At 61.9% G+C, this 24,085-nt stretch carries 25 protein-coding genes; 21 read left to right on the forward strand and 4 right to left on the reverse strand.

Features of this window, described 5'->3' with window-relative positions:
• Positions 1-2: 2 nt before the first annotated feature.
• Positions 3-476: a DUF6644 family protein gene (locus D0550_RS24860; RefSeq protein ID WP_116811898.1), complete on the forward strand. Its 474-nt coding sequence runs from the start codon at positions 3-5 to the stop codon at positions 474-476.
• Here the strand turns inward: D0550_RS24860 and D0550_RS24865 are convergent, their stop codons facing one another.
• Entirely contained in the window at positions 477-2,084 is a 1,608-nt protein-coding gene (locus D0550_RS24865; protein WP_116811899.1) for a GAF domain-containing sensor histidine kinase, read from the reverse strand. It abuts the gene before it with no gap.
• Positions 2,085-2,274: 190 nt separating this feature from the next.
• Here D0550_RS24865 and D0550_RS24870 point away from each other — a divergent pair, with 190 nt between their 5' ends.
• Complete coding sequence (locus D0550_RS24870; RefSeq protein ID WP_161966035.1) at positions 2,275-3,174, forward strand: ROK family protein; 900 nt, start codon at positions 2,275-2,277, stop codon at positions 3,172-3,174.
• A 1-nt stretch (position 3,175) separates the two neighbouring features.
• Here the strand turns inward: D0550_RS24870 and D0550_RS24875 are convergent, their stop codons facing one another.
• On the reverse strand, positions 3,176-3,814 hold the full coding sequence (locus D0550_RS24875) for a glutathione S-transferase family protein (RefSeq protein WP_116811901.1): 639 nt from the start codon (positions 3,812-3,814) through the stop codon (positions 3,176-3,178).
• Positions 3,815-4,033: 219 nt separating this feature from the next.
• On the opposite strand from D0550_RS24875, the gene D0550_RS24880 reads away from it, so the two are divergent.
• The 15 genes from D0550_RS24880 (at position 4,034) to D0550_RS24950 (ending at position 18,678) form a co-directional block, all read left to right on the forward strand.
• The gene (locus D0550_RS24880; protein ID WP_116811902.1) at positions 4,034-4,342 is read left to right on the forward strand and encodes an STAS domain-containing protein; all 309 of its coding nucleotides are present in this window, start codon (positions 4,034-4,036) and stop codon (positions 4,340-4,342) included.
• Positions 4,339-6,309, forward strand: coding sequence for a chemotaxis protein CheA (locus D0550_RS24885; RefSeq protein ID WP_116811903.1), 1,971 nt, complete (start codon positions 4,339-4,341; stop codon positions 6,307-6,309). The genes D0550_RS24880 and D0550_RS24885 overlap by 4 nt, the downstream gene beginning before the upstream one ends.
• 15 nt (positions 6,310-6,324) lie before the next feature.
• The gene (locus D0550_RS24890; protein WP_116811904.1) at positions 6,325-8,031 is read left to right on the forward strand and encodes a methyl-accepting chemotaxis protein; all 1,707 of its coding nucleotides are present in this window, start codon (positions 6,325-6,327) and stop codon (positions 8,029-8,031) included.
• 9 nt (positions 8,032-8,040) lie between these two features.
• On the forward strand, positions 8,041-8,577 hold the full coding sequence (locus tag D0550_RS24895; protein WP_116811930.1) for a chemotaxis protein CheW: 537 nt from the start codon (positions 8,041-8,043) through the stop codon (positions 8,575-8,577).
• A gap of 22 nt (positions 8,578-8,599) precedes the next feature.
• Positions 8,600-9,589 (forward strand): methyl-accepting chemotaxis protein, encoded by a 990-nt coding sequence (locus tag D0550_RS24900; RefSeq protein ID WP_116811905.1) that lies wholly within the window; start codon positions 8,600-8,602, stop codon positions 9,587-9,589.
• 15 nt (positions 9,590-9,604) lie between these two features.
• Positions 9,605-9,970 carry a response regulator gene (locus D0550_RS24905; protein ID WP_116811906.1) on the forward strand — a complete coding sequence of 122 codons (366 nt, stop codon included), beginning with the start codon at positions 9,605-9,607 and terminating at the stop codon, positions 9,968-9,970.
• Positions 9,971-10,002: 32 nt separating this feature from the next.
• Positions 10,003-11,778 carry a methyl-accepting chemotaxis protein gene (locus D0550_RS24910; RefSeq protein WP_116811907.1) on the forward strand — a complete coding sequence of 592 codons (1,776 nt, stop codon included), beginning with the start codon at positions 10,003-10,005 and terminating at the stop codon, positions 11,776-11,778.
• Positions 11,779-11,826: 48 nt separating this feature from the next.
• Positions 11,827-12,630, forward strand: coding sequence for a CheR family methyltransferase (locus tag D0550_RS24915; protein WP_116811908.1), 804 nt, complete (start codon positions 11,827-11,829; stop codon positions 12,628-12,630).
• A complete protein-coding gene (locus tag D0550_RS24920) occupies positions 12,630-13,766 on the forward strand; it encodes a protein-glutamate methylesterase/protein-glutamine glutaminase (protein ID WP_116811909.1) in 1,137 nt (378 codons plus the stop codon). Before D0550_RS24915 ends, D0550_RS24920 begins: the two co-directional genes overlap by 1 nt.
• A 3-nt stretch (positions 13,767-13,769) precedes the next feature.
• A complete protein-coding gene (locus D0550_RS24925; RefSeq protein ID WP_116811910.1) occupies positions 13,770-14,990 on the forward strand; it encodes an EAL domain-containing response regulator in 1,221 nt (406 codons plus the stop codon).
• Between the two features lie 103 nt (positions 14,991-15,093).
• Positions 15,094-16,074 (forward strand): ABC transporter substrate-binding protein, encoded by a 981-nt coding sequence (locus D0550_RS24930; protein ID WP_206606523.1) that lies wholly within the window; start codon positions 15,094-15,096, stop codon positions 16,072-16,074.
• 7 nt (positions 16,075-16,081) lie between these two features.
• Positions 16,082-16,675 carry an SCO family protein gene (locus tag D0550_RS24935; protein WP_206606524.1) on the forward strand — a complete coding sequence of 198 codons (594 nt, stop codon included), beginning with the start codon at positions 16,082-16,084 and terminating at the stop codon, positions 16,673-16,675.
• Between the two features lie 43 nt (positions 16,676-16,718).
• Positions 16,719-17,153, forward strand: a complete 435-nt coding sequence (locus tag D0550_RS24940) for a cupredoxin domain-containing protein (protein WP_206606525.1) — start codon at positions 16,719-16,721, stop codon at positions 17,151-17,153.
• 15 nt (positions 17,154-17,168) lie between these two features.
• A complete protein-coding gene (locus D0550_RS24945; RefSeq protein WP_116811913.1) occupies positions 17,169-17,927 on the forward strand; it encodes an ABC transporter permease in 759 nt (252 codons plus the stop codon).
• Complete coding sequence (locus D0550_RS24950) at positions 17,917-18,678, forward strand: ABC transporter ATP-binding protein (RefSeq protein WP_116811914.1); 762 nt, start codon at positions 17,917-17,919, stop codon at positions 18,676-18,678. Before D0550_RS24945 ends, D0550_RS24950 begins: the two co-directional genes overlap by 11 nt.
• Here the strand turns inward: D0550_RS24950 and D0550_RS24955 are convergent.
• Together D0550_RS24955 and D0550_RS24960 are read right to left on the reverse strand one after the other, a co-directional pair.
• On the reverse strand, positions 18,675-19,700 hold the full coding sequence (locus D0550_RS24955; protein ID WP_116811915.1) for a VWA domain-containing protein: 1,026 nt from the start codon (positions 19,698-19,700) through the stop codon (positions 18,675-18,677). The genes D0550_RS24950 and D0550_RS24955 overlap by 4 nt on opposite strands.
• 2 nt (positions 19,701-19,702) lie before the next feature.
• Positions 19,703-20,797 carry a VWA domain-containing protein gene (locus D0550_RS24960; RefSeq protein ID WP_116811916.1) on the reverse strand — a complete coding sequence of 365 codons (1,095 nt, stop codon included), beginning with the start codon at positions 20,795-20,797 and terminating at the stop codon, positions 19,703-19,705.
• 357 nt (positions 20,798-21,154) lie between these two features.
• Here D0550_RS24960 and D0550_RS36510 point away from each other — a divergent pair, with 357 nt between their 5' ends.
• The 4 genes from D0550_RS36510 to D0550_RS24980 are packed head-to-tail and all read left to right on the forward strand — an operon-like array spanning position 21,155 to position 24,061.
• Positions 21,155-21,556: a type IV pilin protein gene (locus D0550_RS36510; protein ID WP_116811917.1), complete on the forward strand. Its 402-nt coding sequence runs from the start codon at positions 21,155-21,157 to the stop codon at positions 21,554-21,556.
• Positions 21,544-22,116, forward strand: coding sequence for a prepilin-type N-terminal cleavage/methylation domain-containing protein (locus tag D0550_RS24970; RefSeq protein ID WP_206606526.1), 573 nt, complete (start codon positions 21,544-21,546; stop codon positions 22,114-22,116). Before D0550_RS36510 ends, D0550_RS24970 begins: the two co-directional genes overlap by 13 nt.
• 2 nt (positions 22,117-22,118) lie before the next feature.
• Entirely contained in the window at positions 22,119-23,537 is a 1,419-nt protein-coding gene (locus D0550_RS24975) for a PilW family protein (RefSeq protein ID WP_116811918.1), read from the forward strand.
• Positions 23,534-24,061, forward strand: coding sequence for a pilus assembly PilX family protein (locus D0550_RS24980; protein WP_206606527.1), 528 nt, complete (start codon positions 23,534-23,536; stop codon positions 24,059-24,061). The genes D0550_RS24975 and D0550_RS24980 overlap by 4 nt, the downstream gene beginning before the upstream one ends.
• The last annotated feature ends 24 nt before the right edge of the window (positions 24,062-24,085 follow it).

Genomic DNA, 24,085 nt, shown 5'->3' on the forward strand with positions numbered 1-24,085 from the left:
GCATGACGACGTTCGAAGTACTCTCCTGGCTGCAGGACAGCGCGCTGGCGCATGCCATCAGCAAGACCGATCATCTGGTCGGCGCCGGCCTGCAGATCGTTCACGTCATGGGACTGGTGGCGCTGCTGGCGTCGCTGGTGCTGATCAGCCTGCATCTGGTGGGTCTGGCGTTCAAACATCAGCCGATCACGGACATCGCTCGGGAGGCCACCAAACTGGTGTGGTTGGGGCTGGCGCTGACGGCCCTGAGCGGCACGCTGATGTTCATCGCCACGCCGAAGCTGTATTTCTACAATCCGGCGTTCCGCTTGAAGATGATCCTGTTCTTCGTGGCGGTGATCGTGCAGCTGGCGTTGTTTCGCAAGACCGCGGCACAGACCGCGCCGACGCCGGCATTTGCTCGCACCAGTGTCGCCATCTCGCTCGCAGCCTGGTTCAGCGTGGCGATGGCGGGGCGGATGATCGGCTTTATCTGATCACAGCACCGGCAGCTCGAAGTAGAACGTCGAGCCTTGTCCGCTCGTAGTGTGGAAAGCGAGGACGCCGCCATGGTGCTGAATGATCGCGCGGCTGATGTGCAGGCCGAGCCCGGAGCCGCCTTTGGGATTGGTCGCCGTCCAGTTCGCCTGGGCGAACTTCTCGAAAATGTACGGCCGGAACTGTTCAGGAATGCCCTCGCCATGATCGCTGACGCTCACCCGGATGGTCTGCGCCGAGCGACTCACATGCACGTCGATGGCGCCTCCCGCCGGTGAATGTTTCACCGCATTGGAGATGAGGTTCGCGAGGACCTGCATCAGGCGATCCGCGTCGGCGTGCAGGAAGGCGCGCGGCAGATCGGATTTCACATCGATCTTGACCTGGTACTGATCGGCGTACGGCCGCAGCTCCACGGCCGCTTGTGCGACCAGTTGGTTCAAATCGATGTCGGTACGACGGTACGCAAACGCGCCGGATTCGATCTTCTCGACATCCAGAATGTCATTGACCAGTCGATGCAGGCGATCGGCATTGCGATCGGCCAGTGCCGTCAGCGCTTGAGCCTTGGGCGGCAACTCACCCGCGGCGCCGGCGGCCAGGATTCCCAGAGCGCCACGCAAGGCCGTCACTGGCGTGCGCAGCTCATGACTCACCATCGTCAGAAATTCCGCCTTGCCGCGCTCGATGTTCTTGCGCTCGGTGATGTCCTGGACCTGCGCGATGAAATACAGCGGCCGCTGCGTGTCCCACACCAGCGAGACGCTCAAATGCGCCCACACCGCATGACCATTGCGGTGGAGATAACGTTTCTCCATCTGGTAGGAGCGGATTTCTCGAGCCAACGTCCGGCGCGCCAGCAGCAAATCCGATTCCAGATCCTCCGGATGTGTGATGGCTTGAAAGGTCGTGCGCGTCATCTCGTCGGCCGTGTAGCCGAGAATCTCACAAAGGGATTGATTCACCCGCAGCCATTCGCCTTCGATCGAAACCAGCGCGATGCCGATCGGCGCGTTCTCGTACGCTTCTCTAAACAAGACCTCGCTGCGCGTCAGCGCCTGCATCGCGCCACGCAGCGCGGCTGACGTGCGACGCTCTTCCAGCAGCGCCATGACCTGGCGTGACAAGGCGAGCAAGGCCTCCTTCTGCCCGGGCTCCAGCTGTCGCGGCTCGCGATCGATGACGCACAGGGCGCCGAGGGCATGGCCGTCCGCGGACACCAGTGGCGCGCCGGCATAAAAGCGAACATGCGGGTCGCCGGTGACGAAAGGATTGGTCGCGAAGCGCTCGTCCAGACGAGCATCTTCCACGGTGAGCACTTGATCCGGCTTGACGATGGCATGGGCGCAGAAGGCCAGTTCCCGGGCGGTTTCGCTGCCATCGAGTCCGACTTTGGCTTTCAACCACTGGCGGTCTGCGTCGATCAGCGAGATCAGGGCGATGGGCGTGCGGCAGATCTGAGATGCGAGCAAAGTGATGTCGTCGTAGCGTGCTTCCTGACCGCTGTCCATGATCTCGTAGGACTGCAATGCCAGCAGACGCGACGGCTCGTTCAGCGGCATGGGCGCCCGCGTCGCGTCGGACAAGGTGGGTCTTTCGGAAGACATACTAGCTCTTCGGCCGCGGCAGCCGTGCCATGAGGATCCAGGCCAGATGCATTGCTGAACTGAGAGGCCGTTCACCTCAAGTGAGGGATTGCCGAAGGCCCGCAGTGATGAGCGTCACGCTGCCCTGGCGGCCCCGTGGACAGGCTATATTGATGACATTACTCATGGTCGATCCAGGAGCGTCAGCGCCTTGTTATACGGAGCCATCGAGGGCGGCGGCACCAAGTTCGTGTGCGCCATCGGTACGTCATCACAAAACGTGTTGGACAGCGTGGTGCTGCCAACCGTCGATGCGACAGCTACGTTAGCCGCGTGCGTAGAGTTTTTCACTACGGCAGAACAGAAGTTCGGGCGCATCGCAGCGTTCGGCTTTGGTTGTTTCGGGCCGATCGATCTGCGCACTCACGAGTCGACGCATGGCCAGATGCTGGCGACACCCAAGCCCGGTTGGTCGCGAGTGGAATTGCTGAAGCCACTACGCTCGCGCTTCAGCGTGCCGATCTTGATCGACACCGACGTGTCAGCTGCAGCGCTGGCGGAGTGGCAGCTCGGCGCAGGACGCGGCTTGGGCTCGATTGCATACGTCACCGTCGGCACGGGGATCGGCGGCGGTGTCGCGCCTCATGATTTGACGACGCGGCGGCTCATGCATGCCGAGATGGGGCATATTTTGGTGCGACGGGATGCGCGTGAACAGGATTTTCCCGGCGTGTGCCCGTTTCACGGCGATTGTCTGGAAGGTCTTGCGAGCGGTCCTGCGATCCAGGCGCGCTGGCATTGTCAGCTCGATACTCTGCCGCCGCACCACGAAGCATGGTCCATCATCGGCGGCTATCTCGGACAACTTGCCGCCACCATTGCGCTCATGGTTTCGGTGGAGCGGGTTGTATTTGGTGGTGGCGTGATGGCCAACGGTCTATTGCTCCCGCACATCCGCGCTGCGGCGGAGAACGCACTCCGAGGATATCTCGAACCCTTGAGCCAGCCCGGCGCGCTCGACACTTATATCTGCGCTCCAGAGCTCGGAACCCGCGCCGGGATTGCCGGCGCGTTCCTGTTGGCGGAGCGAGCGCTCACGTCCGGCGGTTAGATCAGCCGCCCGGCGGCACGTCGAATTCATAAGCCGTGCGTTGCGCCGAGAGGCGCGTCGCGTAGCTCTGCCTGAAAGCCTCCAGATTCGAGTACTGCTCGACCGGCAACGTCTTGCGAAAGTGCAGGTGCTCGATCATGCAGAACAGCGACGCCTCGAACAGGCTCAACTGGCGCGCTGCTGGCAGCGCATGCAGCGCTTCTGACACGTGAGCATCCAGCCACGCCAACGCGCCCGCGAACCCAAGCCGCGCCTTGTCGAAGTAGAGATTGTCTCCCGGCAGCTTGCAGACCACGGTGCCGAACACGATCTGCACCTGCGAGTTCATGCAATGCCAGACCAGTTCCTGCGCATTCCGAGAAACGTTGCTTCGTAACTGCTCGGGCCACACTACCGCAGTAGATTTTTGCGCGCGATCGGCCAGTGCGCGGCAAATATTCTCAGTACCGAACACCACGTCGTCGCCAACCCGCAGGATGGGCAGCTTCAACGCCGGGTTGTTCGCGTAGATCGCGGCATCCTGAGCCGTCATGTCATAGATGGGCGCGATCTCGTATGACACGCCGAGCTCCTCGGCGAACAGGCGTGCGATGCGTGTGAAATGCGAGCTGCGTCGGCCAACGATTTGCAATGAGGTCATGCGCGTTCCGTGATGTGTTTCAACAACAAACCAACCCTACGACGTTCGCGATAGAAGAATCAATTGCCGCGCGCCGGCAGCAGCACAGTCGCGGTGGCTGTTTGAGGGTGTTGTCTTATACGACCCTGGGTGGCCAGCCCGACGGACATTCAGGGATTCTCCGTGCTTTACCAGCACTGTTCCCGGCCGATACGTAACGTGGACCCGTAGGACTAAGCGATGGACCAGGATCAGAAACTTTCGAATGGCGAGCTGCGTGTGGATGGCGAAATGACCATTTACCGCGCGAATGAGGTTGCTCAGACCTTGTTCGCAGCGGTGCGTGCGCATGCTGGCGATGTGCAGCTGGATATGTCGGAGGTGACCGAGTTCGACACCGCTGGCTTGCAGCTGGTGTTGATGGCCCGGCGCATGGCCGAGTCGAACGGGCATGGTCTGGAGGTCGTGCAGCCGAGCGAGTGCGTGATCGACGTGCTCAAGTTGTGCAACGTCGCCCTCAGCAATGAGCAGGCGGAGATCGCCTCATGACCGACGCCGCACTGCCTACTTTCATCGCGGAAAGCCGCGAGTTGCTGCGCGAGATGGAAGCAGCCCTGCTCGAGTGCGAGCAGGGGGAGAGCGGCTCGGAAGCCGTCAACTCGATTTTCCGCGCGGCCCATACCATCAAGGGCTCGTCCGGTCTGTTCGGGCTGGACGGCATCGTCGCTTTCACGCATGTGGTCGAAAGCGTGCTGGATCGGGTGCGTGCCAACTCATTGCAGATGGATCGGACCCTCGCCGCCATCCTGCTCGAATGCCGCGATCACATTGCGCATCTGGTCGATGCGGTCGCCGACGGCAAGTCCGACCACCTGCAGCTCACCACCAAGGGTGAAGGCCTGCTGCAGAAACTGAGCGCGCACGCCGGTGGCCCCGCCGCGGCGCATGCAACTGCTCCATCCTCCATTGCGCCAGCCGCAGGCCCCGCAGGCCGTTGGCAGATCACCGTGCAGTTTCATACAGAGGTCCTGCGCAATGGCATGGACCCGCTGTCATTCATCCGCTACCTCAGCACGCTCGGCGAAATCGTCGAGCTGAAGCTGTTGACCGAGCGACTGCCCGCCGTGGAAGCGTTCGATGCCGAGGCTTGCTATCTGGGCTTCGAGATCGAGCTGGCGAGCAGCGAGACCCAGGCGCGCATCGAAGGTGCGTTCGAGTTCGTGCGCGACGACTGCACGCTGCAGGTACGCGCGAAAGCGCCGGTGGCCAGCGATGTGGTCGTCGAGAAGCGCGAGATTTCCGAAGCGCGAGAGAGCAAGGGCGGCAAGAGCAACTCGCTGCGCGTCGATGGCGACAAGCTCGACAAGCTCATCGACCTGATCGGCGAGCTGGTGACGGCCGGTGCCACCACCACGATCACGGCTCGCAAAGCGGGCCTGTCTGAACTGAATGAATCGACGCTGCGCCTGGCGCGGCTCGTCGAAGAGGTGCGCGATCAGGCGCTCAAGCTGCGCATGGTGCAGATCGGGCCGACGTTCTCGCGCTTCCAGCGAGTGGTGCGTGACGTGGCGCGCGAGATCGGCAAGGAGATCCGGCTCGAGATTGGCGGCGCCGAGACTGAGCTCGACAAGACCTTGATCGAGAGCATCACCGATCCGTTGACGCATCTGGTGCGCAACGCCATCGATCACGGCATCGAGACGGCCGAGCTGCGCCGCAGCCGCGGCAAGAACGTCGAAGGCGTGGTGCGGCTCGATGCGTATCACGACTCCGGCTCGGTGGTCATCGAAGTGGCCGACGACGGTGGTGGATTGAAGCGTGAGCGCATCGTCGCCAAGGCGATCCAGCGCGGCTTGATTACCGACGGCAGTGCGCTCTCCGATGGCGAAGTGTTCGCGCTGATTTTCGAGCCCGGCTTCTCGACGGCAGAGCAGGTGACCAACCTGTCCGGCCGCGGTGTCGGTATGGACGTGGTCAAACGCAACGTCAATGCGTTGCGCGGCACGGTCGAGCTGGACAGCAAGGAAGGTGAGGGCACGACGGTACGCATTCGTCTGCCGCTGACCCTCGCCATCATCGACGGGTTCCTGGTCGGTGTGGGCGGCTCGTCTTTCGTCATTCCATTGGAGCTGGTCGAAGAGTGTGTCGAGCTGGGCGACGAGCATCGCTCGGCGGACGGCGACCAGCGCTATATCAATCTGCGTGGTGCGGTGCTGCCGTTCGTCCGCCTGCGCGAAATGTTTTCCGTTCGTTCGTCGGCCTCGCGCCGCGAAAGCATCGTTGTGATCCGCAGCGGCGGCAAGCGCATCGGCATCGTCGTCGATGAGTTGCTTGGCGAAATGCAGGCGGTGATCAAACCCTTGTCGCGGCTGTTCAGCCGCATCCGCGGTATCGGCGGCTCGACCATTCTGGGAACGGGCCAGCTGGCGCTGATCCTCGACGTGCCCAGCCTGCTCGATCTGTGCCTGGACTCGCGTCAGGTCCAGGTCGCGCCCCGCCGAGCTCTCATGGACTGATTTTCCGGAGGTTTCATGTTTCGCAATCTGAAGATAGGAGTGCGCCTGGGGCTCAGCTTCGCGCTGATCATCGTCTTGCTCGGTGCGGTCACGTACATCGGTATCGATGGCTTCAAGCTGATGAACGCCAGCACCGATGACATCGTCGACAACCGCACCCCGAAGATGGAGCTGGCGCTGGAGCTGCAGCGTAACGCCGAGACGCTGGGTCTGGCGGCCCGCGATCAAATGATGGCCAGCGATGCCAGGCAGCTCGACAGGGCCATTCAACAGATGCAGGCCGTGCGCGGGCGCAACGACAAGGTTCTCGAGACGCTCACCGCGTCGGTGAGCTCTGCGGTCGGTAAGGAAAAGCTGGCCGATGTAATGCGCGTGCGCACGGAGTACTCGAAAGCCCAGGACAAGCTGGTCGAGCTGCTGCAGGCTGGCAAGAAAGATGAAGCCATGCAGTGGCTGCGCAACGAGCAGCGTGACGCTCGCGAAGCCATGACGGTCGTAACCGATGCGTATTTCGCGCATGAGAAGGAGTCGGTGGCCGAAGCTGCCAGGGACGCCGAAGCGACCTATCTCAAGGCCAGCAAGATGATGCTTACCGGTGCCGGCATCGCGGCACTGCTGGCGCTCATCGCGGGCGTATGGGTGACGCTGTCCATCACGCGTCCCATCGGTCTGGCGGCCTCGGTTGCCAACCGCATGGCTGAAGGCGATCTGACGGCGCGTGTCACTGCTAACTCCAGTGACGAAGCCGGCATGCTGTTGCACGCGATCAGCACCATGACCGAGAGGCTGTCGCAGGTGGTCGGTGAGGTGCGCTCTTCGGCAGATACCTTGACCAGTGCTTCGGAAGAAATGTCGGCAACGGCGCAGTCGCTGTCGCAGGCGTCCACCGAACAGGCGGCGAGCGTCGAGGAGACTTCGGCGTCCGTCGAACAGATGACCGCCTCGATCAGCCAGAACACCGACAACTCCAAGATCACCGATCAGATGGCGAGCAAGGCCGCCTCGGAGGCCGCCGAAGGCGGTCAGGCCGTGCGTCAGACCGTCGAGGCGATGAAACAGATCGCGCAGAAGATCTCGATCATCGACGACATCGCCTATCAGACCAACCTGCTGGCGTTGAATGCAGCCATCGAAGCGGCTCGCGCCGGTGAACACGGCAAGGGCTTTGCAGTCGTCGCCGCTGAAGTGCGCAAGCTCGCGGAGCGTTCGCAAGTGGCCGCGCAGGAAATCGGCGAAGTTGCCGGCTCCTCGGTCGAGCTGGCGGAACGTGCGGGCAAGCTGCTGGATGAAATGGTGCCTGCCATTCGCAAGACCTCCGAGCTGGTGCAGGAAATCACTGCGGCGAGCCAGGAGCAGTCTTCGGGAGTGGGGCAGATCAATACGGCGATGTCGCAGTTGTCGCAGTTGACGCAGCAGAACGCGTCGTCGAGCGAAGAGCTGGCCGCGACCGCCGAAGAAATGAGCACTCAGGCGCAGCAGCTGCAGGCTGCCATCGCGTTCTTCAGGGTCGAAGGTCTCAAATCGAGCGCGCCGTCCAAGCCGGCGGCGAAGCCTGCGACGCGTGTGAATCGCATGCCGTCGAGCTGGGCGCCCAAGTCACAGCCGGGGGAAATGCCGGCCGGCGCAGTGGCGATGGCCGCGCATGCACACGCGGGCAATGGCAAGGCGAATGGCAACGGCCACGATCACAGCGTGTCGCTCGATCAGTTCGTGCGCTTCTAGGAGCAGATGATGAGCCAAACTGTGGAGAGCGTGGATGAAGCCGAGCGTCGGCACGATCTGAATCAGTACCTGACGTTCATGCTGGGGCGCGAGACCTTCGCGCTCGGCATTCTGTCGATCAAGGAAATCCTGGAATACTCGGCGCCCACCGAAATTCCGATGATGCCGGCGTTCATTCGCGGCGTCGTCAATTTGCGAGGCGCTGCCGTGCCGGTCGTCGATATGTGCGCGCGCTTCGGACGGCCGAGCGCGGCTGTGACCAAGAAAACCTGCATCGTGATCGTCGAGACTCGCCTCGCGGACGAAAGTCATGTCCTCGGCGTGGTGGTCGATGCCGTCAACGAAGTGCTCGAGATTCCCGGCAGCGAAATCGAACCGCCGCCGAGCTTTGGTGCCTCGATCCGCGCCGACTTCATTCAAGGCATGGGCAAGGTGCGCGGCAAGTTCGTGATCATTCTCGACGTGGATCGGGTGCTGTGTGTCGAAGAGCTGGAGATGCTGACCCACGCCGCCGCCTCTGGCGAAGCCGTGCAGCCTGCCGCATAGGACAGTCACAGTGCAAAACGTCGTGAAATTATTCAGTCGCGTCCGGAGCGCGCCTGCGGAGCAACCCGAGGTCAATACCGCGGACGCGGTCTGTGTCCAGGCACTGCCGATCTGGAGTAAACAGATCGAGACAGCGCGGCTGCAGACCGAAGAGGCCATTGTCGAGCTCACTGCGCGCTTTGCCGGCATCGTCAATCGTCTGGATCTGGCGCTGGATGCGTCTCAGCACAATTCCGGCAGTGCCGATCTGTCGCAGGCGCTGGACGCCGGCAAGCGCGAGCTGGCGCGAGTGATGGATGCGTTGAACGAAATCCATCGCAGCCGCTCGACGCTGGCCGAACAGATCCGCTCGCTGGCCGCACACAGCAGCGAGCTGGCGAAGATGGCGAGCGAAGTCGAACAGATTGCGTTCCAGACCAACATGCTGGCGCTCAATGCGGCCATCGAGGCGGCGCATGTGGGCGAGGCGGGCCGTGGCTTTGCCGTCGTCGCTCATGAGGTTCGCAACCTTGCCACCGCATCGCGTGACACCGGCAAAGGCATCACGCAGAAAATCGCCCTGGTCAATCAATCGCTCGGACAAATTATCGAGACCAACGAAACCGTGTCGGCTCGCGAAGGCGAGGCGCTGCACGATTCGGGCGCTCGTATTCAGGGCGTGCTCAGTCAGTTCAGCGAGATGAGCGCCGGGCTGGCCCGGTCCGCCGAAGATCTGCGTCGCGAAAGCGGCGTCATCAAGGGTGAGATCGAAGAGTCGATGGTGCAGCTGCAGTTCCAGGATCGCGTCGGCCAGATCATGGCGCAAGTGGTCGGCAGCATGAGCGACCTCGACACGCGCGCTGAAGCCGTGGCTCGCGGCGAGCAGCCGCAGATCGATGCGGAAGCGTACATGGCGCAGATGGTCAGCACCTACACCACTGACGAGCAGCGCCGCAATCACCAGACGACGGCGGGCAGCGTGCCCGCGCCGACCCTCAAGGTGCAGGGCGGGTCGGAGATCGAATTCTTTTGAATGGAGCGAAGGTAAATGGCTAAGCGAATTCTGATCGTCGACGACTCCGCCTCGGTGCGGCAGGTGTCGAACATCGCGCTGACCCGTGCCGGCTATGAAGTCATCGAGGCCACCGACGGCCAGGATGGGCTCGCCAAGCTGGCCGGCAAGATCAATCTGATCATCAGCGACGTGAACATGCCGCGCATGGACGGCATCACGTTCCTCAAGGCCGTCAAGGCGCACCCGAACTACAAGTTCACGCCGGTGATCATGCTGACCACCGAGGCCGGTGAAGACAAGAAGAATGAAGGCCGCGCGGCCGGCGCCAAGGCGTGGATCGTGAAGCCCTTCCAACCGCAGACCATGCTGGATGCGGTGGCCAAGCTGTGTCTGGCCTGATGACGTTGTAAAGAGACGAACCCGGAGATTGTATGCTCGAGAATTTGCGGATCGGCCCCCGCCTGATTGCGGCCTTCATGGTGCTGGTGCTGATCAGCGTCATCATCGGCCTGGTCGGCCTGTACGGTGCCGGCAAGATCGATGACAAGGCCGATGCCATGTACAACGAGGAATTGATGGGGTTGTCGCACATCAAGGAAGCGAACATCAAGTTGATCGCCATCGGCCGCGCGCGCTCCAACTTCCTGCTCGCCACCAGCGAAGACGAGCGCGAGAATCATCTGCAATCCATCAAGAGCAGTACCGTCGGCGCGCTGCAGTCGATGGAGAAGGCCGAGCCGCTGTTCTTCTCGGACCGCGCCAAAGATATTTTCAGGCAGGTCGAGAAGACCTGGGCCGCCTATGACAAGGAGATGCAGCACGCGCTCACGCTGGCCGCGAAGCAGCCGTTGCAGAGCCGCAGTGAAGAGCTGGTCCGGTCGCTCGATCAGGTACGTCAGCACGCCGACTCGCTCGATGCGATGATGACCGAGCTAACCGAGCAGAAGGAGGCGCGGGCGCGTCAGGCGCTGGAGGAAACTGCCTCGGTCTACACGTTCAGCCGCAACTCCATCCTCGTGACCCTCGCGGTGGGCGTGCTCATCGGTATCGTGCTGGCTCTCCTCATCAGCCGTGGCGTCACGCGTCCGCTCGGCGTCGCAGTGCAGGCGGCCAATCGTCTTGCGAAAGGCGACTTCTCCGTCGCTATCGAATCGAATGCCAAAGATGAGGTGGGCGACATGCTCCGCGCCATGCGCGACATGGTGTCCGCCGCTGGCGGCAGCATCGAGGAGGTGTCGCGCGTGATGCGTGCGATCTCCGAAGGTGATCTGACCAACACCATCGATAAGCAATATGAGGGCGTCTTCAACGAGATGAAGGAATACGCCAACAGCACCGTGCTGAAGCTGTCGATGATCATTGGCGAGATCAACACCGCGACCGATGCGATGTCGAGCGCATCTCAGCAGGTGAGCACGACGGCGCAGGCGTTGTCGCAGGCTGCGAGCGAGCAGGCTGCGGGCGTGGAGGAGACCAGCGCGTCCATCGAGCAGATGACCGCGTCGATCTCTCAGAACACCGAGAACGCCAAAGTTACCGACAGCATGGCTCGCAAGTCCGCCGGCGAAGCGAGCGAGGGCGGCGAAGCGGTCAAGGCCACGGTCTCGGCGATGAAGCAGATCGCGCAGAAGATCTCGATCATCGACGACATCGCCTATCAGACGAACCTGCTGGCACTCAACGCAGCGATCGAAGCGGCCCGCGCCGGCGAACACGGCAAGGGCTTCGCAGTTGTGGCTGCCGAAGTGCGCAAGCTCGCCGAACGCAGCCAGATCGCGGCCCAGGAGATTGGCACGGTCGCCATCAACAGCGTCGAGCTGGCCGAACGCGCCGGCAAGCTGCTGGATGAAATCGTGCCTAGCATCACCAAGACCTCGGATCTGGTGCAGGAGATCTCGGCGGCTTCGCAGGAGCAGGCATCGGGCGTAAATCAGATCAACGCGGCGATGACTCAGCTGAGCCAGACGACGCAGCAAAACGCGTCCTCGTCCGAAGAACTGGCGGCGACCGCGGAAGAGATGAGCGGTCAGGCCGACCAACTGCAGCAGACCGTTGCATTCTTCAAGGTGGAGGGTGCGCGCGCCGCCAAGCAGAAAGTCAACAAGGCCGTTGCGGAGAAACCCACAGTCAGGAGGACGGCAGGCACCGTCGGCAACCTGGCGCTGGCGCCGAACGATCCCGATCTCGGCAGCTTCGCCAAATTCTGATCTCGATACTGACCTCAACCGCCCGCTCACCTGAAGACGATTGCGCCGATGACGATTGCGATTACTGACAAGGAGTTCGCGCTGTTCCAGCGTTTCATCTACGACGCGGCGGGCATCACCATGTCCCCCTCGAAGAAGGCGCTGGTCATGAGCCGTTTGTCCAAACGGCTCGATCTGCGCAAGTTGCCGACCTTCGCCGAGTACTTCAAGGTGCTTTCCAGCGGTCACGACGCGCAGGAGGTGCAGGTTGCGATCGACCTGCTGACCACGAACGAAACATACTTCTTTCGCGAGCCGAAACATTTCGATTTGCTGCGCGAGCAGGCGGAACAGGCTCGCGGTCGCGGGCAGACGTTCAAAGTATGGAGCGCGGCCTGCTCGACGGGCGAGGAGACCTACAGCATCGCGATGGTGCTTGCGGCGACTTTGCAGCACACGCCATTTGAGATTCTCGGTTCCGATATCAGCTCACGCGTGCTCGACCGGGCGCGCACCGGTCACTATCCCGTCTCGCGGACCACGCATATTCCGCGTGCCTATTTGCAACAGTACTGCCTGCGTGGCACTGGCGCGCAGGAAGGCACGGTGCTCGTCGACCGTCCATTGCGCGACAAAGTTCGGTTCATGCAGGTCAACTTGAACACCACGCTGCCCAAGCTCGGACCCTTCGACTTCGTGTTCCTGCGCAACGTGATGATCTATTTCAGCGCTGACACCAAGCGACAGGTCGTGGAGCGTGTGATGTCGGTACTCAAGCCCGGTGGCCACCTGGTGATCGGTCACTCCGAGACCTTGAACGAGTTGAACTCGACGGCAGTCGCGGTCGCTCCCTCGATCTATCGCAAGCCGTGATGAACGCACACCCCGTGCAGAACAGCTCGCAGCGCCGTGTGCAGGTGATGATCGTCGATGACTCGGCGGTGGTGCGCCAGGCGTTGACTGAGGTGCTCAATGCCGATCCCGGCATCGAGGTGCTGTGCGCGGTTGCAGATCCATTGCTCGCGATGGAGCGCATGAAGACCAAATGGCCGCAGGTCATCGTGCTCGACGTCGAGATGCCGCGCATGGATGGATTGACCTTCCTGCGCAAGATCATGAGCGAGCGGCCGACGCCCGTGGTCATTTGCTCGACGCTGACTGAGGCGGGTGCCGCCACCACCCTCGAGGCGTTGGCCGCAGGCGCGGTCAGCATCGTCACCAAACCGAAGCTCGGACTGCGTCGCTTCATCGAAGACGCGTCGGCGGATCTTGCGTCCGCCGTGAAAGCGGCATCGCATGCGAATGTGAATCGGCTGCGTGGGGCGCATCGTCCGGAGCCGCACCAGCAGCCCGGCGTGATACCGAAACTCACCGCGGACGCGATCCTCTCGCCGAGCGGTCCGAAGGCCATGCAACAGACCACCGAGCGCATCATTGCGATCGGTACGTCGACGGGCGGCACGCAGGCGTTGGAACAAGTGCTGACCTGTCTGCCACGAGTCAGCCCTGGCATGGCCATCGTCCAGCACATGCCTGAAAAGTTCACTGCGGCATTTGCCAGCCGCTTGAACAACCTTTGTCAGATCGAAGTGCGCGAGGCAAAGCATGGCGATCGCCTGTTGCCGGGTCTCGCACTGATTGCGCCGGGCGGCAAGCACATGATGCTCAAGCGCAGCGGTGCTTATTACTACCTGGAAGTCATCGACGGTCCTTTGGTGAACCGGCACCGGCCCTCGGTCGATGTGCTATTTCGTTCTGCCGCCAAGTGCGCCGGCGCCAACGTCCTCGGCATCATCATGACGGGCATGGGTGATGACGGTGCGCGTGGCCTCAAAGAAATGCGCGACGCCGGTGCCAGCACGATTGCGCAGGACGAGGCCAGTTGCGTGGTGTTCGGCATGCCCAAAGAGGCGATTCGCCTGGGTGGAGCGCAACGTGTCTTGCCGCTCAATGAGCTGCCGCGCTCCATGTTGGATTTCGGCGCCGGGAAGCGCATAGAAGGGAAATAAAATATGACCGCCGCACCTGTAGGGATTGGCTCGGTGCTGATCGTCGATGACAGCCATGTGCAGCGTAGTTACGCGCTCTCCATCTGTCGCGAGCTGGGCATAGAAAAGCTCCACGAGGCCAGCAACGGTCGCGAAGCGCTGGCGCTGTTGACCGCGCTCTCGCCCCGGCCCGAGCTGGTGATCGTCGATCTGGAAATGCCGACGATGGACGGGCCGGAGTTCCTGGTGAAGCTGCAGGAGCGAGGCTTCGATATTCCCGTGATCGTCGCATCGTCGCGCGAGCGCGCCTTGATCGATACCGTTCGTGAGATGGGCGGCGTGCTCGGATTGCATGTGCTCGCCGCGGTTCAGAAGCCGCTGCAGGCGGATGTCTTGCGGCAAGCCATTCAGAGCGCGGAGGGGCGGGAGCTGCGGCGCTCTGCGCAACGTGCAGAGTTGGCCATCGATGCGGCGGCGTTGTCGGACGCGCTGGAGCGCAACGAGATTTACGTGCATTACCAGCCCAAGGCCGACATTCGTACCGGCATCGTGCGTGGAGTGGAAGCGCTCGCGCGCTGGACGCATCCGACGCTCGGCCCGATTCCGCCGGATCAGTTCATCCCGGTGGCGGAGCGCAATCAATTGATTCATCGCCTGACGATCGATGTCATGAATCAGGCGATGCTGCAAAGCTCAGCGTGGCGCGCACGGGGTCTGCATCTACCTGTGGCAATCAATCTGTCGCCAATGCTGCTGGAACGCTCCGACCTCGCATTGGAAATCGCATCACTGCAGCAGTGTCACGGTCTCACGCCCGATCAGATCGTCATCGAAATTACCGAGAGCTCGCTGGTCACTCGCGTCGGAACGGCGTTGAGCGTGCTGGCTCAATTGCGTCTGCGAGGCTTTGGGCTATCGATCGACGATTACGGCACCGGCTTCTCTTCCATGCAGCAGCTCGCGCGCATTCCTTTCACGGAGCTGAAGATCGATCGCAGCTTCGTGCGGGGCGCGCCGGAGCGCGACAGCCTTCAGGTGATTCTGCGCTCGGCGATCGAGATGGCCAATCGACTCGGCCTGGTCACCGTCGCCGAAGGCGTCGAGACTTTGCAGGAGTGGCGCATGCTCCAGGAATTCGGCTGCACGCTCGGTCAAGGCTGGCTGATCGCACGGCCCATGCCGGGCGATGATTTGATTGGCTGGATGAAACAATATCGGGTGCAGGCCGCGCAGCTGCGCGCCTAGGGTTGCTCAGGGCATTCGGATACACTACCGGCCGAATTTTATTCGGCTTGTATCGACGATGCTCCCTACCTATCGGCTCCAGCGTCGACAATTGATTCAGGCAATGATGGCTGCGGCTGTGCCCGCTGGCCTGGTGTCCTGTTCCCGTGACACATCGTCGGGGCCCCTGGTCGTGGGTGGCCTGCCTGTGACCTGCAACCTGACTTTGCCCGTGGCCTGCGTCGCTCGCGCCAATGCGCCACAAGGCGCCGGGCAGGGCATGACATTCGAGTACAGCAAGTACAGCGGCTGGCCGGAAATCAAAGAGTCGCTCATGGCTGGGCGCATCCAGGCTGCGTACATGCTGGCGCCGTTGGTCATGGACCTGGCGGACAAGAGGATCCCGGTGAAGATCGTGTCGCTGGGGCATCGCTCCGGCGCGGTCATCATGGTGCGCACCGATTCGCCCTATCAGAAGTTTCGACAGCTCGCGGGCAAGCGGATCGCCATTCCCAGCCGGTTCGCGGTGGATTTCCTGTTCCTGCGCAAGATGCTGGCGCAGGAGGGCATGACGCCGGCGCAGATCGATATCATTGAAATGCCGCCGCCCGATATGCCAGCGGCGCTGTATGCAAACGCGGTCGACGCCTACTGCACCGGCGAACCGTTCGGCGCGGCGGCTCAGAGCGCCGGATATGCGCGGCCATTGCGCATGACTCGGGATGAATGGCGCAACTACATCTGCTGCGTGCTCACGGTGCGTGAGGAGTTGATTCAGTCGAATCGTCCGCTGGTGCAGGATCTGGTGAACCATGTGCTTGGTGCGGGCCAGTGGCTCGATCTGCAGCAAGCCAATCGCGAAAAGGCGGTGCAGATTGCTGCCGGCCGCCAGTACTTCAATCAGGATCCAAATGTGATTCGCTTCGTTATGGAGAACCCGACCGACCGGGTCACGTATGGCGATCTGCGCATGATCCGCAGCGAGTTCGAAGAGCTCATGCAACTGTCGATCGAGGCGGGCACGATCAAACATCCGGTTGCTTACGAGACTTACATGGATGAGAGCTTCGCCAAGGCCGCGCAACCGGCGGTCATCAATATTTGATGCCATCATGAACCATCGAGGACGCGTTGCGGGCTGGCTGATGGCGATGACCGTAGTGTTGTCGGCAATGACTGCGCTTGCCGCCGATCGCCCAGCGTTCAAGGCCGGTGTGTTCGAGCCGCCGCGCGCCGCGCCGGAGCTGTCGTTGCAGGCATCGAGCGGGGGTGAGCTGTCGCTGGCAAACTATCGGGGCAAGGTCGTCCTGTTGGGATTTGGTTTCACCTCGTGCCCCGAAGTCTGTCCGACGACGCTGGCCACGCTGGCTCAAGCACGCAAGCGCCTCGGTGCGCAGGGCGAACAGTTGCAGGTCGTCTATGTGACTGTCGATCCGGAACGCGATAGCGCCGAGCGGATGCGAGCTTATCTGGGCGGTTTCGATCGCACCTTTATCGGTGGCACGGGTACGCCCGCGCAGCTCGAGGCTGTTCGTAAGAACTACGGCGTCATGGCCGATCGCAAGCCGTTGGGCAACAGTTATACCGTCGGCCATTCCTCATCGGTGTATCTGATCGATCGGCAAGGCCTGCTGCGCGGGATGATGCCATATGGCCGACTGCCGGATGACTATGTGCATGATGTTCGTGCGTTGCTGAGCGAATGAGCTCGCGGGTGCGTACAACATGAGTCGCCGAGGCTGGCTATCCATGCTCGCTCTTGGCGTCGTGGGCGTTGTTGGCTGGGGCGCATTGGCTCCGTTGCCTGCGCGTGCGAGCCGTGAGCAACCCTTTGTCATTCCCGAAGGCACGTGGCAGCGACGCATGTCGGGTGACCTCGTCGATATCCTTCCACAGCACATCCGCCTCACGCTCGGTATCAATGATGTGCTGTTGCTGACGAACCAGGATACGGTGCCTCAGACCTTCGGCCCGGCGTTGCTCATGCCAGGACAGAGTTTTCGCCTGCCGTTCGAAGTCGCCTCGGAATATCAGTTCGCTTGCACCGCGCACAGCAGCGGACAAATGACTATCATTGTCGACGCGTTTCCAGATTCGCTCTGGGGCCGGCTGCGCTGGCGGGCGCTGCAACTGACCGAGGCTTTCGGTAACAAGAACCATGAACCCCATGAACATCATGGATGATTCGAGTGTGGACGCATGAGCAGACTTCGGCAGTCCCTGCCGGGCATCGCGATCATCGTGCTATTGATTGCCGCCTGGTGGTTGGTCGTGAGCACGACGCGCAGTGTGATCTTTCCAACGCCGTGGCAGGTGGTGACCGGCACCATCGAGCTGATCCGCGATGGCACGCTGTGGCTACACATCGGTGCGTCGCTAGGGCGCGTTGGCGCTGGCTTTGCCTTGGCGGTCGCGGTAGCGGTGCCGCTCGGCCTTTGGATGGGCTGGATGCGCGGCGCCTATGACACGTTGAATCCGTTGTTTCAGATCCTGCGTCCGATCTCGCCGATCGCCTGGATTCCGATTGCGATTCTGTGGTTCGGCGTCGGCAATGCGTCGCCAATCTATCTGATCTTCATCGCCTCGGTGTTTCCGATGATCGTGCAGACGGTCGCGGGCGTGCACACCATCGAAAAGCGCTATCTGCGCGCCGCCGAGAATTTCGGGGTGTCGCGCTACAAGTTGTTTACTCAGGTCGTGATCCCGGCCGTGTTGCCGCAGATCATCGTCGGCATGCGCATCGGCTTGGGCGTCGCGTGGCTGGTGGTGGTCGCCGCAGAGATGATCGCGCTGCGCTCCGGGCTCGGCTATCTGATCATCGATTCGCGCAATGCCGGCAATCGCTATGACCTCGTGATCGCGGGCATGATCATCATCGGCTTGATCGGATTGCTGCTGGACGGACTGATGCGCGGGCTGGAGGGATTGAAGATCGTGCGGTGGCGCTATGCCCATTAAGATCGACGTAGCGGGTCTACGCAAAAGCTTTGCTACCGACCAGGGTGCGCTGGGTGTCGTTGACGATGTGAGTCTGCAGGTCGGGGACGGTGAGTTCATCGCCATCGTCGGCCCCTCCGGCTGCGGCAAGTCCACGCTGATGCGTATGATCGCGGGCTTCATGCCGCCCGATTCCGGTCGCGTCCTCATCGATGGCGCCATGCGTACTCAGCCGGGCCCGCAAGGCATCCTCATCTCACAGCACGGCTCGGTCTTCCCGTGGCTCACCGTGCAAGAGAATCTGATGTTCGGACTCAACGGGGGCCAATCGACCCGCGAGAAGATTGCGATCGCCGACCACTACGCGGACATCGTCGGCTTGCAAGGTTTCGAAGGCAGTTATCCGCACGAGCTCTCCGGTGGCATGCTCAAGCGGGTCGAGATCGCGCGCGCGCTCGCGGTGAAACCCGCCATTCTCTACATGGATGAGCCGTTCTCCGCGCTGGATGCCTTGATGAGTTTGCGCATGCGCAACGAGCTGCTGAAGATTCTCGGGAGGGAGCGCCATACCGTGCTGCTCATTACTCACGACGTGGAGGAGGCGATCCATCTCGCCGACCGCGTCATGGTGCTGTCACCCCGGCCCACCCGGATTCAGGCAACCTTCGATGTGAAGATGCCGCATCCGAGAAAGCTCACCAGTCCGGAAGTGCAGCAGCTGCGCATGGCGATCTTGAAGGAGCTGGGCGTGGAGAGCGACGACCCGAGCTAGCTCACTTTCATTCTGGGGCCGCGGTTCTCGGCCTCGTGCATGCCGACGAACATGCCGTTGTTCTTCTGACAAATGATCCGCATCAAAGTGGCGAAGCGAATGCTGGTGTATTGGGGCGCCTGCGGAGTCACCGGAAAACCGATGGCGTGAATGCGCACGCGGCGCTCGCCGCTCTGATCGGTGCGATTGACCATGTCGACGGTCTTGACCACCGTGTCGATCGAGGGCCCAGTGAACTCGTCGCCGAAAACGTAGAGACTGATCTTCTTGTCCGCAGCCCAATACGTGCGGACGGCGCTGACGATACCCTGCGAGGGGTTGGACGCCGAGAACGCATTCCAGGTGCGCAATCGATCGAGCACCATCTTGCGCGCTTCCGGGCTGTCCATGATCCACTTGCCCTGATAGCCGGGAAACATGGGCGTACCGACGTCATTGGTCACCTGGAAACCCTTCAGGTGCGGATAGATGTTCAGGATCTCCTGCATGCTCGCCAGCATCATCGGCCAGGCATAGTTGAACATGCTGCCGGACGTGTCGATGATGAAGACCACGTACTCGCTGTCGATGGGCACGCCGCCGACGATGTCGCCGTTCTGATGCTTGAACTGCGGGCCGGCGTACAGCCGTTTCATTTCCTCGGTCAGCTTCTCGCGGGCCGCGACCAGTTGTCCCTGGATGCGATTGGCGGCTTCGGAGTCCTTGTTCGATGCCGAGAACTTGCCGCGGACTGAGCTCAGGTCGCCATACAGGCGGGCGATGCGGGCCTTCTCGTCGGCGAGCTGCTCTTCCTTGGCTCGCAAATCGCGATTCAAGATTTCGCTCTCGCCACGAATGTCCACCAACTGGTCTTGCAAGTCGAGCACTCGTGCGTGCTTTGCTTGCTGGGCCTCTTCGATGGCAGGGTTACGCATATTGCTCAGCACGAGCAGCAGAATGACCGACCCCAGTCCGCAGGTGATGCAGTCCAGGAAGGAGATGCTGAACACCTCGGTTTCGCGACGGATGTGATGACGTGCCATGGTCAGGGCCAGTCTTTGGCGGGCATCATGAATTCGCCGCCGCTGCGTCGCGAGGCGACCCAGAAGGCGCTGGCGGCTTGGGGGTCGCCTTCGAAGGGCAGCAGGACCACGCTCAACGGCACATTGCGTGGATACTTCGCCATCGCCTTCTCGAACAATTTGTAGCGGCCGTCGCCATCGATGGTCTTGCGGATCATCGGCGCCGAGCTGCCTTGCGTGGGCAGACCGTCGGTGATGAGGATCACCCGATCCGGTGCGGGCGTCAGCGCAGAGATCGCAGCGAAGGCATTCTCGAGACTGGTGCCGTCGTTGGGAACGAGCTCATGCAGCCCTTTGATCGCCGCGTCGAGCGCATCGGCATCGTTGCCGTCCAGCCATTTGCCCGCGCTGTCCTTCTTGAGCGGCCACGTGTGGGTATTGAAGGCGTAGACCTGAAACTTGCTGGTCTCTGGAATGTGCGCGGTCAACCACTCCGTGATTGCCACGGTGCGCCGCCATTTGTCCGCCGTACGCTTGTGTGCATCCGACATGTTGCGCAGTCGCAGGACATTCACCAGCGTCTCATCGAGCATGCTGGCGGACGTATCGACCAGAAACAAAATGCGCTCGCCGCGCACTTTCAAGCCGGTGAGGTAGTGCCGATTGCCTTCGCCTTCGAAGCCGCGAATGTTGGTGCCGCGTGGGCCTGGGCTGCGGGCGCCGCCTTCGAGCCGTCGTTGACCCTCTTCGAGGGACTTCAAGTCCGCTTTGAGGCGCTCGATGTCATCGTGCTTGGCGAGCGTCTCCTTATCGGAGTCGGCCAGCTGCAGCTTGGTGTGCTCGATCTGGGCCAGCACGCGCGGTGCCAGACCTTCGGTGCGTACGATTTCCGCGTCGGTCTTTTGCAGCGAGTTGCGCAGCTGCACGAGCTGCTGATCGCCCTCCAGGACCTGTTCTTCGAGTTGGCTGACTTCCGCGTCGCTGGTGCGCTCTTCGGTGATTCGCCGCAGACCGCCTTGCGCATTGATGAGCGTGTACACCAGCACCACCGACCCGAACGCGCAGGTGATGCAGTCGAGAAACGACATGCTGAAGACTTCGGTCTTGCGGCGGGCCATGGCAAGCCCCTCGATACACCGTTACGACAACACCAGTTCAACGTCGATGGTAAGAACGCGGCGGCGGAACGGGATGAAGATCCGCTTAAGTTTTCGTAACGTGGGTCGAGGCGCGCGGCGCTATCGCGCTGTAATTTCCGACACGATGTGCTGGGCGCGCACCTGGCACTTCGCAACGAAGGGGAGTACTCCGAGCTGACGCATCAGCGAAACCCTGGCTCACGCGATCGTTATGTCCGGTGTGCATAGCGATGCGATAAGTAAATGCCACACGCACCCTGCAAAGTGTGATTGTTGCCGAGAATTCCCTGCCAGCAGCACAGAACAATCCGCCCAGTTTTCACCACTGGCCGGAGCATGCGCGACTCTTCGCAACAAGGTTTTACGCTGATCGAACTGATGGTCACGCTGATGATCATCGCGATCCTAGCGGCCATTGCCGTGCCGAGCTATCGCCAGCACATGATTCGGGCGAACCGCACGGCGGCGAAGGAGGCGATGATGGACATCGCCAATCGCCAGCAGCACTTTTTACTGGCTAACCGCCGTTACGCGGATAAGTCTGCCTTCGAGGCCACGGGCTACACCTTGCCGGCCGAGGTCAGCAGCCACTACACCTGGAGCATGGGCCCGATCGAGGGCATGTCCAGGCCGACGTTCCAGATCACTTTCACTCCCATCGGATCGCAGTCCAGCGATGGCGAGATCACCCTCGACAGCCAAGGAAGAAAGGCGCCCGCCGAGAAATGGTCGCGATGACCGCGGCCGGCCCGAAACGACTCAGTCAGTACGGCACCTCCATGATCGAGGTGTTGATTACTGTCGTCATTCTGGCAATCGGGCTGCTGGGCCTGGCTGGATTGCAATCCCGTCTCGGCGTCTCGCAGGTGGAGAGCTATCAGCGCACGCAAGCGTTGATGCTTTTGCAGGACATGTCGAGCCGCCTCGCGACCAATCGCGCGCATGCGGCGAGCTATGTCACCGGCACTACCAATCCATTGGCGGATGGCGGCGTTTGCCCTCTGTTGGCGGGTACGCGAGCGGAGATCGACGCGAATCAATGGTGTAACGCACTGCTCGGCGCGGCGGAAATCGAGGGCGGCAGCAAAGCCGGCGCGATGATCGGAGCGCGAGGCTGCGTCGAAGCGCTGTCCAGTAACGAATATTTGATCACGGTTGCATGGCAGGGCATTGCGCCGGTGGCAAGTCCCCCAGCGAGCCTCGGGTGCGGGCAGGGCGCTTATGACGATGCGCAGTGTCCGGGCGATCTGTGCCGACGCGCCGTGACTACCCTGGTTCGCATCGCGGATCTCAAGTAGCCGTGAACGCCATCAAAACAATCCGGGGCCGCCAGGTCGGCATGACGCTGGTCGAGTTGATGGTGGCAATGACCATCTCCCTGCTGGTGCTGCTGGCGATGGTGAATGTCTACGTCAATCTGGCACGCGCCAACGACGAGATGACGAAGAGCAATAGCCTGATCGATACCGGGCGCTCGGCCGTCCAGCTGTTACAGAACGATCTGGTGCACGCCGGCTATTGGGCGGGCTTCGTGCCGCAGTTCGACGATCTGACGTTCGAGCATGTCCCCGCCGACGTGCCGACAGCGGTTCCGAATGCGTGCCTCGCCTATGCGTCGTGGACCGGTCAGTACAAGATCAATTTGATCGGCGTACCGGTGCAAAGCTCGGATGCCTTGCCGTCCGGAGCGGGCTGCGTGTCGTTCCCGGCGAAGCGCGCGGGCACCGATGTGATCGTGGTTCGGCATCTGGAAACCTGTGTCCCCGGTGGACTGAATTGCGATGCCGACACGGCAGGTCGACCGTACATGCAAACCGGCATGTGCGCGGCGGAGAAGAACGCCGGCGTCGTGACTGGCGCCACTTCCAATAGCATCGTTCTCGACAGCCATGCGTCGACAGTCGATGGTGCCTACGCCGGTGTCACCTTGCGCATCGTGAGCGGCACCGGCATGGGCCAGTTGCGCAACATCAGCACGTATGTGGGCAGCAGCAGGACGGCCGTGTTCGACTCGCCGTGGGCCGTCATTCCCGACTCCACCTCCGTGTATGGCTTCGAATATGCGTTGAGCACCAGCGCCTTTCCCTTGCACAGGCGCGATTGCGTCGGCACGGGAACGCCGGCCAGCCTGCCGCTCACCGCAGGAACACTGGCGGACAAGCGTCGCTTGATCTCAAACATCTATTACATCGCGGACCTGCCTCATCCGGACGACGACGGACGCACGGTGCCAACACTGATGCGTTCGCAACTCGACGTCTCCGGTGGCGTGACCGCCCAGCGAACGCCGGTGAGATTGCTCGATGGCGTGGAAGCATTGCGCGTCGAGCTGGGCATCGACCACACGGGCAAGACGGGCGCGGATGTCGACTACGGCCAGGCGGTGCACTGGGAGGATGTGTCGACCAAGATGCGCTCGACGAATCGCGGCGACGGTGCGCCTGATTTCTTCAGACGCTGCACGACGGCGGATCCGTGTACCGCCGACGAGCTCATGAATGTCGTCGCTGTGAAGCTGTACGTACTGGCTCGCAGCCGCGATCCTTCGCAAGGTTATACGGACAGCAAAATCTACTGCTTGGGTGAGCCAGAGATCGACGGCTCATGCCCGGCGGCCAACACCATCGCCGCCGCGAACGACCACTTCAAGCGCCACGTTTTCACGACCAGCATGCGGCTGAACAATATCTCCGGCCGCAGGGAAACCCCCGAGCCATGAACATGCCATCCATCCATGCAGCCGCACGGCAGCGGGGCGCCGCGCTGGTGGTGGGATTGATCCTGTTGACGCTGATCACCGTCATGGTCGTGAGCGCATTCAATCTCACCAATACGAACGTGCAATCCGTCGGCAACATGCAGTTGCGCGATGAAGCGATCGCGGCGGCCAATCGCGGCATCGAGCTCGTGATGAGCTCAGCCTTTACCGCGGCGCCGGCGGCGCAGACTGTGGACGTCGATATCGACAACGACGGCATCATGGATTTTCACGTCGACTTCGCCAGACCCACTTGCATCAGTGCCGAGCGCATCGCCGGAACCAACGTGCCGCCGAGCAGCGTGTTCCTCGGCACGGCGTTTGCGGCGTCGACCAGTGATGCGTATCGCACGCTGTGGGATCTGCACGCCAATGTTTCGGCCTTCGATCAAGGCACGGTCGCGCAGGGCACGGCTGTGCAGGTCCATCAGGGCGTGCGTGTGCTGCTGACTGAAGTCCAATACAACGCCGTTTGCAATGTCTGAGCGCATGGGGTTGCGGGAGCGAAC

It is taken from the genome of Steroidobacter cummioxidans (assembly GCF_003104955.1).